At 38.7% G+C, this 13,827-nt stretch carries 11 protein-coding genes; 5 read left to right on the forward strand and 6 right to left on the reverse strand.

Translation table 11 applies throughout. The features are described from left to right. Positions 1 to 55 precede the first annotated feature (55 nt). Positions 56 to 3,148 carry a VIT domain-containing protein gene (locus tag R2Q70_RS09870; protein ID WP_316807442.1) on the reverse strand — a complete coding sequence of 1,031 codons (3,093 nt, stop codon included), beginning with the start codon at positions 3,146 to 3,148 and terminating at the stop codon, positions 56 to 58. Between the two features lie 256 nt (positions 3,149 to 3,404). Here R2Q70_RS09870 and R2Q70_RS09875 point away from each other — a divergent pair, with 256 nt between their 5' ends. After that, a complete protein-coding gene (locus R2Q70_RS09875) occupies positions 3,405 to 3,731 on the forward strand; it encodes a heavy metal-binding domain-containing protein (protein ID WP_010600011.1) in 327 nt (108 codons plus the stop codon). 34 nt (positions 3,732 to 3,765) lie between these two features. On the opposite strand, the gene pfkA is transcribed toward R2Q70_RS09875, so the two are convergent. From pfkA to R2Q70_RS09895, 4 genes are all read right to left on the reverse strand, one after another. Further along, positions 3,766 to 4,749 (reverse strand): 6-phosphofructokinase, encoded by a 984-nt coding sequence (gene pfkA / locus R2Q70_RS09880; protein WP_316807443.1) that lies wholly within the window; start codon positions 4,747 to 4,749, stop codon positions 3,766 to 3,768. Next, a complete protein-coding gene (locus tag R2Q70_RS09885) occupies positions 4,742 to 6,442 on the reverse strand; it encodes a protein-disulfide reductase DsbD family protein (protein ID WP_316807444.1) in 1,701 nt (566 codons plus the stop codon). The genes pfkA and R2Q70_RS09885 overlap by 8 nt, the downstream gene beginning before the upstream one ends. 144 nt (positions 6,443 to 6,586) lie before the next feature. Next, entirely contained in the window at positions 6,587 to 7,036 is a 450-nt protein-coding gene (locus R2Q70_RS09890; protein ID WP_316807445.1) for a protein-disulfide reductase DsbD domain-containing protein, read from the reverse strand. Positions 7,037 to 7,043: 7 nt separating this feature from the next. Next, entirely contained in the window at positions 7,044 to 7,820 is a 777-nt protein-coding gene (locus R2Q70_RS09895) for a biotin--[acetyl-CoA-carboxylase] ligase (protein ID WP_316807446.1), read from the reverse strand. 44 nt (positions 7,821 to 7,864) lie between these two features. Between R2Q70_RS09895 and rsfS the strand changes: the two genes are divergently transcribed. The 4 genes from rsfS (at position 7,865) to R2Q70_RS09915 (ending at position 12,256) form a co-directional block, all read left to right on the forward strand. Next, positions 7,865 to 8,239 (forward strand): ribosome silencing factor, encoded by a 375-nt coding sequence (gene rsfS / locus R2Q70_RS09900; protein WP_316807447.1) that lies wholly within the window; start codon positions 7,865 to 7,867, stop codon positions 8,237 to 8,239. Between the two features lie 28 nt (positions 8,240 to 8,267). Then, positions 8,268 to 10,373: an ATP-dependent zinc metalloprotease FtsH gene (gene ftsH / locus R2Q70_RS09905; RefSeq protein WP_316807448.1), complete on the forward strand. Its 2,106-nt coding sequence runs from the start codon at positions 8,268 to 8,270 to the stop codon at positions 10,371 to 10,373. An 86-nt stretch (positions 10,374 to 10,459) separates the two neighbouring features. Further along, positions 10,460 to 11,104 (forward strand): lactate utilization protein C, encoded by a 645-nt coding sequence (locus tag R2Q70_RS09910; RefSeq protein ID WP_316807449.1) that lies wholly within the window; start codon positions 10,460 to 10,462, stop codon positions 11,102 to 11,104. Between the two features lie 72 nt (positions 11,105 to 11,176). Next, the gene (locus R2Q70_RS09915; RefSeq protein WP_316807450.1) at positions 11,177 to 12,256 is read left to right on the forward strand and encodes a ketoacyl-ACP synthase III; all 1,080 of its coding nucleotides are present in this window, start codon (positions 11,177 to 11,179) and stop codon (positions 12,254 to 12,256) included. On the opposite strand, the gene R2Q70_RS09920 is transcribed toward R2Q70_RS09915, so the two are convergent. Then, positions 12,253 to 13,737, reverse strand: a complete 1,485-nt coding sequence (locus R2Q70_RS09920; RefSeq protein ID WP_316807451.1) for a tetratricopeptide repeat protein — start codon at positions 13,735 to 13,737, stop codon at positions 12,253 to 12,255. The genes R2Q70_RS09915 and R2Q70_RS09920 overlap by 4 nt on opposite strands. Positions 13,738 to 13,827 lie beyond the last annotated feature (90 nt).

Here is a 13,827-nt window from a genome sequence, read left to right on the forward strand (position 1 = left end):
GGTAAAAAAGATTTCTCTCGCTACGCTTAAGTTGAAATGACGGCAAACCGTTTAACTAAAAATTAAACTCACCTACCAAATTACCGCCCCTGTTTCCGGCAGCCATTGGCAATACGATTACTTTTCTTTGTTGTTTACCTGTAGCATATCGGGTATAAATCTCAGCGGTTACGGTTGTTGGTCCGCTGATGTTGATTTGCCGATCGCCATAATAGTTTACTTCAATTTTATATCTTCCTTTTACAGCTTTTTTTATCATAAACTGCTCTGGGCCATAACCAGAGGTGAAATCGTTGCTAATTCTGCCACCAATTTTGGTTCTGTTATTGGAGTAATAACCTTTTTCACCAGTTGGGTCGGTTAACCATAAATCGATATCCGTATCATTTTTATTCCAGTTTAACACCACACGAACATCAACAGGAAGAGGCGTAATCAACCGCTTATCAATGCCACTGGTATTTAGTTTGGCGCCATATTTTGTGATCAGATTATTAATTTCGGAAATAATAATTTCTTCAATACCCTGATCGCGATCTGCTATTTGCGAATTATAACTTTGGGTTAAAACCTTGTATAAATTATCCAAAGCTTTTTGGTATTGACCAGCATCAGCTAAAGCCAGTGCATAATCACGGTAACTTTGTGCATCCATTGGGCGCCATTGCAAAACCTTTTGGGTAACAAAAATTTCCTCTGCATAATTTCCGGTTTGCTTCAATTTATAAGCCAAAGTTTTATACAGATCGGCATTTTCTAAATCCAGATCGGCAATGCTGCTTAAAATGGTTAGGGCCCGTACACTATCTTTCTGTTGGTAAAACCAGTTGGCTACATCGAAATAAAACATCGGTGTAGAAATGTAACCTGGACGCATTTTCAAATAGGCCTGGTAAGCACTATCGGGTTTACCAACCAGGTTTTTCATGTAATCTTTATCACTTTTAAATTCAGGGATAATGATGGCAGGTTGCGATGCTACATTTTGAGCCTTACTTTTAGTTATTTCGCTTAAGCCTGCCTTGTCTACACTTATTCCTGCAACTCTTCCTTCTAAGGCAAAGTTTGACGCCGCCGCATGAGACCGAACAACTGTAGAACCACTTGCAGTTTCCATGCGTTTTGCCTGCGCTGCGTAGCCTACTACCACTACCTCCTGCAAAGCCTGACGATCATCTGCCTTGGCTTCCCGCTCCACTGCAACAGGCGGGGGCAGAACTCTTGGTGGCGATGCCTGAGTTGCTGCAGCGGCATGCCGTCTTGGCCCTTCACCCGCAGGCGTGGCCACTACAATATTTGCTATGGGGTCACCACTTCCGGCTGGAGAAACCGGTGTTGGATATTCTTCTTTTACTTTAACTGGTTCCTTGTAGTTGAAATCCGTGTTCCACCAGGTTTTTAAGTCTTTGGTCATGGCAACCGCGGTGTTTAACAAATTCGTTTTGCGTTCCTGAATATCCATTCTACGCTGCTTCAAAACCGCGTCGTAAGCTTGACGCAATTCTGCCGGTGGCGCAATATCGTACCGCAAATAATCTTCCAGGTTTTCTAAAACGATCAAACTGGTGTTCCGTGTAACAATACCAAATTGTTTACTCAACGAACTGATGTCTTCCTTATTCGCTTCATACTGGATGTCCATTTCAGCAATTTTCTTTTGCGCCCAAACGCGACTTACGTCGATGCTGCTTAAAGCATGTTCTGTTGCATTCAAGCGAACTGTTTGCTCTGTCACAACCGTATTGCCAAAGCCAAATTGTAGTATAAATTCAGTGTTTAAACCGTTTAATATTCCTGCAACTGATAAATGTCCGTTTACATTTACATGCATTGATGGATAGGTCTGGCGGATATCGGCGCCGTTTTTTATACCTAAAAACTGCAAATTTTCCTCACTTAATTGCTTGAATGCTTCATCTACTGTTATTGAATTAAGGTTTATAAACTGTCCGCCACTTTTTGAAGTGATATATTTTAATGTACTATAATCGGCTTTCAGTGCACTATTAATGGCGTGAACCGGCTTGCTTAGTGCAATAGCATTTTTGCCGAAGGTCGATAGTCCGTCGCTAAATAAAATATATTCGTCGGCCTGGAAAGCCGCCGAACTTACCGCACTGAAATTTGTTCCACCATCATAAACTAAACTTTCGAGTTTTGCTTTCAACGCATTCCAGTTTCCATTGGCAATTTCAAAAGTTCCGGCATTTTTGAAGCCGTTGTTAAGCAAGCCTAACTTAATGCTAAGGTTGCGTTTTTTCTCAACGATTAAACCTAATAACTCTATTTCCTTTTTGATATCCCGTTGTAAACCACTTAGTGATGTGTCCCAAATTAAGCCAATTTGATTTGCCCATTGTTTAGGTCGGCTTTGCGTTTTAGGGAAAACATTTACCAGAAAATAATAGCCGCTAGATGCTTTTTGCATTTGTACTTCGGGCAAGTCATTTCGTTTAGGAAGGTTGATAGTCAACCCGTTTTTAGGCTGGTAATTACTTTTATTAATTTCGGCAACATAAGTATTTCCATTTGCTTTGAAATCGAATGTTCCATCTGGTTGTTCGCCCAGCTCGGGTTTTAACACACTTTCGTAAACGGTTGTTTTCAACGAAAATTTATCAATTGACTGGTTATAATCAAGTGGTAAGTGATACCGAAGTGCATTGCCCTTATTAAAACCTAATTCTTCTTCATAACCTACAACGATGGTTCTGCTACCGTTTGCAGGTAAAGGATAAATTCTGGTGCGAAAGTTATTTCCTTCTACTTTTTCCAACAAACCCGGGTCAACACGATGACGTTCGATACTTTCGAAAACTTCTGTTGCCTTGGCTTTTTCTACCGGAACAGCTTCTCGCATTTTGCCATTAATATCTAAAGCGTACCGGCTAATGCTTACACCTTCGGGCATTGGAAATGTGAGCTCTCCTTCTAAAATCCGATTGCTGCTATTGCGGAAAGTCATTGTCATTGTAGTAGTGGCAATGTTGCCCGTAATTTGAACATCAATATTGAGTTTGCTTAACTTCACGGCCGGCTTATTCTTATCATCATCAGTTTGCTGGACTTTTAACACCGGCATTTGCGCCTGAACAAAAAGGGAGATGAATAATAAAGGGATGATAAGTAGGTGTTTGGTTATTTGCATGACTTCTATTTTTTAAATAGTGATGCAAAATGATTTAAGATTACATAAATTTATTTTTAAGGCGTTTCGCGATGAAGCGAAAACAGGAGCAAAAACCTGCGTAAAATAAACCCGATTGAACGAAAATATCCCGATTTTTCATCGGGAATTGCAGTGAAAGCGGGAGGGAAGCAACCTAAAAGTGGCAGGTTTTGCTTTTCTAAAAAAAATGTAACAAATAAATAAACCTTGCTTCTAATTAATAAAAACTGAAACTATGTTATTAACCACAACGCCTTCTGTTGAGGGCAAAAAAATTGTAAAATACGTCGGTTTAGTTACCGGAGAAACAATTATTGGCGCAAATATTTTTAAGGATTTGTTTGCTGGAATAACGGACATCGTTGGTGGCAGATCGAGTTCGTATGAGCGTGTTTTGAGAGAAGGTAAAGACACTGCCTTAAATGAAATGCAACAATATGCCGCAGCTTTGGGTGCAAATGCAATTGTCGGAATTGATTTAGATTATGAAACCGTTGGCAGTGGCGGCAGCATGTTGATGGTAAGCGCAAACGGTACTGCGGTAATCTTAGAAGACATTTAAATAAAAAAGGGTTCCGGTTTCCGGAACCTTTTGTTTAGAACGAAAGAATATCTATCAGTTTAAGCCACTTTGAGCTTACCTTTTCTGCGTCGATGTGTTTGATGGCATGATCAAATGGTGTGAAAACAATTTCGCGGTTTACCTGGCCAGCCATTACGCAACTTTCGCCATTAATTAATCCTTCTACTGCTGCTACACCTAACTGGCTTGCTAAAACGCGGTCCATACAGGTTGGTTTACCGCCACGCTGGATATGCCCTAAAACCGAAACCTTTGTATCGTAATGCGGGTATTTTTCCTGAAGAATTTCGCCTACTTTAAATGCACCTCCGGTATCATCTCCTTCTGCAACGATGATAATTTTCGAGGCTTTGTCTTTACGACTATGCTCGAGTTTATGCAAAATATCATCTGCATTCATGTTCGCTTCAGGAATCATGATGGCTTCGGCACCCACGCCGATACCGCTCCTTAACGCAATCAAACCAGAATCCCGGCCCATTACTTCTACAATGAAAAGTCTATCGTGAGATTCTGCCGTATCTCTGATCCGATCTACCGCATCAATTACGGTATTAATGGCCGAATCATAACCGATGGTAAAATCCGTTCCAGCCAAATCGTTATCTATCGTTCCGGGCAAACCAATAATTGGGAAATCAAACTCATGGGAGAAAACATTTGCTCCGGTAAAAGTTCCATCCCCGCCAATAACTACTAATGCATCAATATTTCTTGCTTTTAAGTTATTATATGCGGTTTGGCGCCCCTCTTTTGTTTTAAATGTTTCACTACGAGCCGTTTTTAAAATGGTTCCGCCCCTTTGGATGATGTTTGCAACAGATTTACGTTCCATTGCAATAAAATCGTTGTTGATTAAACCTTCGTAGCCACGGATAAAACCAGTAACTTCAATATCATAATAAATGGAAGCCCGTACTACTGCTCTAATTGCGGCGTTCATGCCTGGCGAATCGCCACCAGAGGTTAAAACACCAATGTTCTTTATCTTATTCATTTGATTTTTTCTTTCCTTTGAAAATATCTAAGGCGCTTTGCAAATATAGTGCATATTCTTTTGCATCAAAGATTGCACCTTGAGGAGCAACTAATGTATTCAAATCATGTCCTGCTAAAACATAAAATGGCTGAGAATTAGAATTGTATTTTGTTGCCTGAAAATCAGTATTCCACGCACCTAAATCTTCGGTATTTTTACGCAAAATTTCAGAATAATGAACCTGATTTGCCGGCACTTTGGCTGATCTTTCATCAACATATAATTGTATAAGCACAAATTCTTCTTTAATCAAACGCCCTACCTCCGGATCGATCCAAACTTTATCTTCCATTTTTCTGCAGTTTACACACGCATGACCGGTAAAATCGATAATCATCGGTTTGTTTACTTTTTTAGCGTAAGCCAAACCTTCTTCCAAATCGAAAAAAGCATTAAAACCAAGTGGTGGATGCAAAACATCGCTGTATTTTACTTTAGTCGGAAATTCTGACGAACCTGCGGCGGCCGGCATATTTCCACCAAGAATGAAATCCTGGGTATTCATTGGTGGTGCCAAACCACTTAAAACACTTACCGGCGCTCCCCACAATCCGGGTAAAATATACACCGCAAATGAGAAGGATAAGATGGCCAATAACAATCTTGGAACAGAAACATAAGGAAGATCACTGTCGTGTGAAAATTTAAGTTTTCCTAACAGGTAAATGCCCATCAAAACAAAAATCACAATCCATAAACAAAGGAAGATTTCCCGATCAAACCACTCCCAATGCCAAACTAAATCTGCTGCTGATAAAAACTTTAATGCTAAGGCTAATTCTAAAAACCCGAGACAAACCTTTACGCTGTTGAGCCATCCGCCCGATTTAGGCATACTGTTTAAAAAGCCGGGGAAAATTGCTGATAAAGTAAACGGTAGTGCCAATGCTAATGCAAAGCCGAACATACCCACCGCAGGACCAAGCACATTTCCTTTTGAACTAGCCTCTACAAGCAAAGTGCCTATAATTGGCCCTGTACATGAAAACGATACCAGTGCCAAAGAAGCCGCCATGAAAAATATGCCGCCTAATCCTTTGCTGCTATCTGCTTTCTGATCGATCTTATTTACAAATGAACTTGGCAAAGTAATTTCAAAGGCCCCAAAGAAAGAGATGGCAAACACAATGAGCAAAATGAAGAAAGCGAAATTAAACCAACCACTACTACTTAGTTCATTAAGTTTACTCGATCCGAATAATAAAGTAATTAACAAACCAAAAACTACGTAGATTACAATGATAGAGATGCCATAAATAATTGCCTGACCAATCCCTTTCTTTCTGCTTCCGGCCCTTTTTGTAAAATAACTGATTGTTAAGGGAACCATTGGAAAAATACATGGCATTAAAAAAGCAAGAAAACCGCCAAACAAACCTTTTATAAAAGTTTGCCAAAGCGTTAGTTTTTCTGTTTCTGTTGTTTTCGAAGCGGGTTTTGCAGCAGCTGTTGTGTCTTTTTTAACCGTTTGTGTTGTATCCTTAACAATCTTATTCGCCGCACTGTCTTGCGCTGAGCCTACCTCAGTAAAAACAATATCATCTGGCAAACTTGTGGATGTGGTGTCTTGCGCCAAGGCCGCATGACTTTTAATAGCAGGCAATGCCATAAACATTGTTGCCATTAAAAATAATAATAGGAATTTTTTCATTTGTGTATTTCGTGTATTCGAGGCGTGAAATTAAGAATAATTTTATAAAGCGCTTATTGATGAGCGCTACACCACGCAGATTTTACTTTAAAAAGAAACAGTCCCGAAAAATTCCGGGACTGTTTCTAAATATTTAAATATCAATTATTTAACAGGAATACTAAATGCAACCTCTTCAGGTGGCAAACATTGCCTGTCGTTACAAACCATAAATTCTACTTTACCCTTAACCGTAGTAGCGGCTTTATTCAATTTCACCTTTTGTTGAAAGACCACAGATTTTTCGAAATAGCTCACATTCATTTTAAAGGTATCCTCATACTTAGTGATTGCTTTCGGTTCAGCTGTTTTTCCTACCAAAGCAAAATCTTTTGATGGAGAAAAAGCAAAAGTTGTTTTAACTGGGCCGCCATCTTTAACATTTTGTGAGTAAATGTGCCACTTATCATCAATGGTTGCTTTTAAATACAAAACCGCTTCAGTTTTACTAACTTTTTTTGCCGCATACGACCAGGTTACTGGTTTTTCAATTTGCGCAAAAGCCGCAGCAACAGTAAATAATACCATTGACAGCGCCAGGGTGATTCTTTTCATTGTGTGTTTATTTTGTGTGTGTAAATTCAATTTCTTTAAAGTTAAATGATTTTTGAGTTCCGCCAACATTCATCAGCAGTAGCCCACTTTCTTCAACTCCATTAATTATCCCTTCAAAAACCTCTCCACCTTGTTTATAAATCCCAGTTATACCAAATCTATAAAGCCTTTGCAGGTAAATATCATGTAAAATACTAAATTTTCCTGATTTCAAAATTAGGTAGTATTTTTCCATAAAGACGAATAATTTCTCCATAATGACTTCTAACTGAACTTCGCTGTGTAAAATTTGAAATACAGACGTTGATTTAAAACTTATTTCTTCAGAAAAATGTTCCTGATTGATATTTAACCCAATGCCAATAACTGATGATTTGAATGATGAGCCTGTCAGCGTATTTTCGATCAGTATTCCGCCTAATTTTTTATCAAGATAATAAATGTCATTCGGCCACTTTATCTTAATGCCTTGCGGGATAAAGTGTGACAAGGCATCGCTAACGGCTAAACTAACAGCTATATTAAGGTAGAACTGTTTGTGTAAAGCCAGGAATGAAGGCCTTAAATAGATACTTGCACTTATGTTTTTTCCTTCTTCGGTTTGCCAAACGCTATTTTGCTGCCCTCTACCTGCAAACTGATTATCTGCCATAATTGCAGTGCCTTCTGGTAATGGCTCGGATTTTGACAGTAATTCTTTTAAATAATTATTAGTAGAATCAACTTCTTTTAATTTGATTAAATTTTGACCAACAAATAGTGTTGAAAAAGTGTTATTTTGCAAGTGTTGAATTTATAATATTGTAATTCCAAAATTAAAGCATTTTAATGGTAAAAAAGAAAATAGTAGCCCTTTCTACATACCTTTCTGAGATAGCCGTTCACGGCATTCAGGAAAAAAAAGGAGAAGATATAGTGCGGTTAGATCTAACAAATATTCATACCTCTGTAGCGGATTATTTTATTATTGCTAGTGCCAACTCTGGCACACAAGTTAAAGCAATTGCCGATAGCGTAGAAAAGGAAATCTTTAAAGCAACTCAAACCGACCCAAGACATAAGGAAGGTTTCGAATCTGCTGACTGGATTATTCTGGATTATTTCGATGTGGTTGTGCACATTTTTAAAACCGAAAAACGCCATTTTTATGGCATTGAAGAATTATGGGGCGATGCCGAGAGCACAAATTACCAAAGCGCATAACCTACCAAAACCATTTTGAAAAAGACAAATGAACGATAATCAAAATACGAACGAAAACAAAAAACCGGGAAAAAGAATACCCAATATCCCGAAAAAACCACAAAAAGGACCAAAGTTTAACATCTTTTGGGTTTATGCAGCCATTATTGTAGCCATTATAGCTGCTCAAGTGCTGTTCTCAGGAGATGGTGGTAAAAAAATTGATTACCCAGAATTCGAAAGTAAAATGCTTTTGACTGGTGACGTTGAAAAATTAGTTGCCTATAAAAGTGAAGACCTTGTAAAGGTTGAGGTTTATATTAAAAAAGCTGCGCTTGATAAGCCAGAATATCAAAAATATAAAAGCACCAGCAGATTTGCTACAGCCAACAGCGGACCGATTGTTTATTTCAATGCAGGCACTATGGATGGTTTGGATAAACAACTGGCTGAATCTCAAAAAGATCTTCCTGCAACCCAGCCCAAAATTTTAGCAGAGAAAGAAAGTCGTAGTAACCCGTTTTTGGGCTTATTGGTTAACATCGGTTTACCATTGTTATTACTAATCGGTTTCTGGATTTTTATGATGCGCAGAATGGGCGGCGGTGGCGCTGGCGGTGGTCAGATCTTCAGCATCGGCAAATCTAAAGCTACGTTGTTCGATAAAGAAAGCCAGGTAAACATTACTTTCAACGATGTTGCCGGATTAGAAGAAGCAAAACAAGAGGTAATGGAAATTGTCGATTTCCTAAAAAACCCTAAAAAATACACCAATCTGGGTGGTAAAATACCAAAAGGCGCATTGCTTGTTGGTTCTCCGGGTACGGGTAAAACTTTATTGGCGAAGGCCGTAGCGGGTGAAGCTCAGGTTCCGTTTTTCTCTTTATCAGGATCTGATTTTGTGGAAATGTTTGTTGGGGTAGGTGCTTCACGTGTTCGGGATTTGTTTAAGCAAGCTAAAGACAAAGCGCCATGTATCATCTTCATTGATGAGGTGGATGCCATTGGCCGTGCTCGTGGAAAAAATAGTGTAATGGGCGGAAATGACGAACGTGAAAATACATTGAACCAGTTATTGGTTGAAATGGATGGTTTCGGAACAGATTCAGGTATCATTATTCTTGCTGCAACCAACCGTCCGGATGTATTGGACTCTGCATTATTGCGTCCAGGTCGTTTCGATAGACAAATTTCAATCGATAAACCAGATTTAGTTGGCCGTGAGCATATTTTTAATGTTCACTTAAAACCAATTAAAACGGCTGAAGAAGTAGATGCCAAGAAATTATCAGCACAAACACCAGGTTTTGCAGGTGCTGAAATTGCAAATGTTTGTAACGAAGCTGCATTAATTGCCGCCCGTAGAAATAAAGAGCAGGTTGATATGCAAGATTTTCAGGATGCAATTGACCGCGTAATTGGTGGTTTAGAAAAGAAAAATAAAATTATCTCTCCTGAAGAGAAACGAATCGTAGCTTATCATGAGGCAGGTCATGCTATTGCAGGCTGGTTCTTAGAACATGCAGATCCTTTGGTTAAGGTGTCGATCGTTCCTCGTGGTGTTGCAGCTTTAGGTTATGCACAATATTTACCAAAAGAGCAGTTCTTATATACAACTGAGCAGTTAATTGACGGTATGTGTATGACAATGGGCGGACGTGTTGCTGAAGATATTACTTTTGGCAAGATTTCTACAGGAGCGCAAAACGACTTGGAACGCATTACCAAACTTTCTTACGCCATGGTGAGCATTTATGGTATGAATGAAGCAGTTGGTAATGTTTCTTTCCACGACCCTCAAAATGAATACAACTTTAATAAACCATATTCTGAGAAAACATCAGAATTAATTGATGTTGAGGTGCGTAAGCTGATTGGCGATGTATATATCAAAACCAAACAGTTACTGCTTGATAAACAAGATGGTTTGGAAAAATTGGCGCAGAAATTATTGGAAAAAGAAATCTTATTCCAGGCCGATTTAGAAGAAATTTTAGGTAAACGTCCTTTCGATACGCGTACCACTTATGATGAATTCGTAAACGGAACTGGCGATCAAAGCCCCGCTGCCGAAGGTCTTATTCATGATGGTGTGAGCGATACTGATATCAATAAAGAAGTTAAAGGGATCAATCCAGCTTCGGATAAAGCGTAAAAAATATGCTAATTGCATATAAAAACAATTATACATAAGTTTGAAACCTTGAACCTAAAAAATTCAAGGTTTTATTTTTTTATACAATGAAGGATAACACGACCGCGAAAGAACAAATACTGAAAAAGATAAGAAAAGCACTTTTAGAAAAACGTGAAAACCCTTATCCAAATCTCGAGGAAAGTCCTTTGTATAAAAAAAATAACGATGAGCTTGAAATCTTATTTGCTGAGCAACTCACCGCCATTTCAGGGAACTTTATTTTTTGTGAAGATGGAATTGATTTTTTTGAGAATATGCTTCAGTTGGCCGATAAATTCAAATGGCGTAAAATTTACTGTTGGGAACCAGAGCTTCAGGCCTTTTTATCAAAATACGAATTTCCTTTTTACCAAACTGATAAAGATTTTGAGCAAGCTGAAGTTGGCATTACTTTATGTGAAGCGCTGATTGCGAGAAACGGAAGTGTAATGGTGAGTAACCAAAGTGCTGCCGGCAGACGCTTAAGTATTTTTCCTCACCATCATATCGTAATTGCCAGAACAAGTCAGCTGGTTTTAGATTTAAAAGATGGGTTCCAACTGCTTAAAAATAAATATGGCAACCAGATCCCATCAATGATTAGTAATATCACCGGACCAAGCAGAACTGCAGACATTGAAAAGACTTTGGTATTAGGCGCACACGGCCCAAAGGAGCTTTTTGTTTTTTTGATAGATGATTTTTCTTAAAAAATTTCCTTATCTAATTTATTAACCATAGTTTTATACTACATACCGTTTTAGTATGCGGTATTATAATTTATGAGCAAAGTAATAAATACGGTAATTACCGGCACCGGAAGTTACATTCCTGAGAATATTATTTCTGGTAACGAATTCTTAAACTCAACTTTTTTTGAGAATGGAACGCGTTTAGAAAAAGAGAATGCAGAGATTATCCATAAGTTCTCTGAAATTACCGAAATTGTAGAACGTAGATATGCCTGTCCGGAACAATTGAGCAATCATATTGGTGCGTTAGCAGCTCAAAAAGCAATCGACAATGCAGGCATTGACAAAGAAACATTAGATTACATCATCTTTTGCCACAATTTTGGCGATATCCCTTTAGGAAGTAACCGCATCGACATCTTACCTTCGCTGGCTGCAAAAGTAAAGCAACAGCTTGGAATTGTAAATCCCGATTGTGTGGCTTACGACACTATTTTTGGCTGCCCTGGATGGGTTCAGGGATCAATCCAGGCTGATTATTACATTAAAAGTGGTGATGCTAAACGGGTGATGGTTATCGGAGCAGAAACATTGAGTAGAATCATCGATCCGCATGATCGCGACAGCATGATCTTTTCTGATGGCGCCGGTGCTGTTATTTATGAAGCAAAGGAAGAAGAAAATCAAAAGAAAGGAATTTTAGCCCATAAGACCGAAACCCATGCGGTAAATTACAGCAACCTGTTGGTGATGGGTAAAGGATCACATCCGGAAGAAACCAGTGGTAATTTTTACCTGAAAATGAATGGGCGGAAGCTTTATGAGTTTGCCGTAGTCCAAGTTCCTCAAGTGATTAAAAAAGCAATCGATAAAGCAGGCTTAAGCGTGGAAGATGTTAACATCGTATTCGTTCATCAGGCCAATGGAAAAATGGACACAGCGATTATGAAACGATTATTCAAACTTTATGATAAAGATACGGTTCCTGATAATTTAGTCCCAATGACGATTTCCTGGCTTGGAAATAGCTCTGTGGCAACCGTTCCGACGTTGTTGGATCTGGTATTAAAAGAACAAGTTAAAGGCTATAAAGTAAAAGCTGGCGATGTGGCTGTTTTTGCATCTGTTGGCGCGGGCATGCACATCAATGCATTCGTTTATCGCTTTTAATTTAGCCGTTTTAAACCTGCTTTGGCCTGGCTTTCAATACTACTTTCATACTCATGGTTTTTCATTGATATGGCGGTATTGAAAGCCTCTTTTGCTTTAGCTGTGTTTTTCCGCTTCTCGTAAACTTTGCCCATTTGTAATGCTGCATTCGCCGCAAAATAATATTTCAACGTTTTGCCCTGATTTATAGTTGCCTGATAAGCTGCCAACGCCTGATCATCTTTTCCCTGATCATCGCATATACGGCCTAAACGATAGTTAAATTCAGTTTTATCGCGATCACTGGCAAAATCACTGGTATTTTTATCAGAAAGTTGCTGTAATGCCTTCGATAGGTACCCTCCATCATACAATAGCCTTGCCCTTAATAAATCAATTGAAGGTGGAGCTGCACTCGCTTCGTTTTTAGCCTGCTTATCCTTTTCATTATAAGTGTAGCCATTATTGATGACTTTAGTCGTGTAGCTTGTATAGCCAGTTTTATCACCCTTCAGCAGCGCAATCCAACCCAAACGGAGGTTTGTATCTTTGATGTAATTCACACCCTTATTTGTTTGTAGAAAGCGGTTGAAATGGTTAGCTGCACTAAAGTCTAATTTATTTAAATGGGCGATGCCCTCAAGGTAATCCAAATAGGGGAAAGGCTGATACAAATTACCATCCGGTTTTTTGGAGAGGATACTGATGGCCTCATCGTTATGGGCGTTTTTAATGCAGACATAACTTTGTAAATAACTTTTAAGTAAACTGGTGTCGGCAATTCTTTCCGTATACTTCATGGTTTTAGCATAGGCCGATGAGCTGTGTGCAACGTCAGTAAGTACATAGGCATAATAAAAAATCACTTCTTCATAGAACGGTTCGTAGGATGATTTGGGTAGGTTTTGTGCCAGTTTTTCAAACATATCTAAACCGCCTTGTAGATTACCTTTAATGCCAAAAGTCGATAATGCTGTTTTTAAAGCACCATCAGGCATATTCCCCAGCACAACGTTAATTAATCCTAAACCCTTTAAATTAAGGTGGAAATTGGGGAACCTCTTTGCATTATCCTGTAACATACTATTTGCTCTTTTAATGCACATCGCCGCATTAAAATATTCTCCAAACCTGCCATGAATCAGTGCCCACTGCAAATTGATCTCAGCCTGAGCATAAAGGTAATATGGTGAAGATTTATCATCATCACTAATTTGATCAAGCCTGGCTGACTTGTTGCCTTTTAGGCGATCAAAATCGGCTTTGCTTTCAGAAGTGATGATTGTGAAATAATCTACATAGTTTTCTAACAACGGAATGATTGAATTTTTGGGATGCTGCTTTTTTTCTGTTGAAATATAAGCTTTGGCATTACCTAGCTTTAGTTCGAAAATACTCCTGTATGCATTTAAACAATTGGCATTAAAATCGAAATTTGCAAAAAGCGATAAAGGAAGCGAGAGCAACAGGAAGAACGTAGCAAGGCGGAAAGATTTTATCATTCGATGGTATTCATTTTATATTGTAGAAGGAGAATAAAATATTCGCCATTTAAAAAACATCTACAAATAACGCAAAAAACTTATTCTTGT

It is taken from the genome of Pedobacter agri (assembly GCF_032678665.1).
GTDB classification, from domain to species: domain Bacteria; phylum Bacteroidota; class Bacteroidia; order Sphingobacteriales; family Sphingobacteriaceae; genus Pedobacter; species Pedobacter agri_A.

Coding starts and splice junctions, on each gene's coding strand:
- R2Q70_RS09870 (WP_316807442.1), bottom strand. CDS start 3,148: ATGCAAATAACCAAACACCTACTTATCATCCCTTTATTATTCATCTCC.
- R2Q70_RS09875 (WP_010600011.1), top strand. CDS start 3,405: ATGTTATTAACCACAACGCCTTCTGTTGAGGGCAAAAAAATTGTAAAA.
- pfkA (WP_316807443.1), bottom strand. CDS start 4,749: ATGAATAAGATAAAGAACATTGGTGTTTTAACCTCTGGTGGCGATTCG.
- R2Q70_RS09885 (WP_316807444.1), bottom strand. CDS start 6,442: ATGAAAAAATTCCTATTATTATTTTTAATGGCAACAATGTTTATGGCA.
- R2Q70_RS09890 (WP_316807445.1), bottom strand. CDS start 7,036: ATGAAAAGAATCACCCTGGCGCTGTCAATGGTATTATTTACTGTTGCT.
- rsfS (WP_316807447.1), top strand. CDS start 7,865: ATGGTAAAAAAGAAAATAGTAGCCCTTTCTACATACCTTTCTGAGATA.
- ftsH (WP_316807448.1), top strand. CDS start 8,268: ATGAACGATAATCAAAATACGAACGAAAACAAAAAACCGGGAAAAAGA.
- R2Q70_RS09910 (WP_316807449.1), top strand. CDS start 10,460: ATGAAGGATAACACGACCGCGAAAGAACAAATACTGAAAAAGATAAGA.
- R2Q70_RS09915 (WP_316807450.1), top strand. CDS start 11,177: ATGAGCAAAGTAATAAATACGGTAATTACCGGCACCGGAAGTTACATT.
- R2Q70_RS09920 (WP_316807451.1), bottom strand. CDS start 13,737: ATGATAAAATCTTTCCGCCTTGCTACGTTCTTCCTGTTGCTCTCGCTT.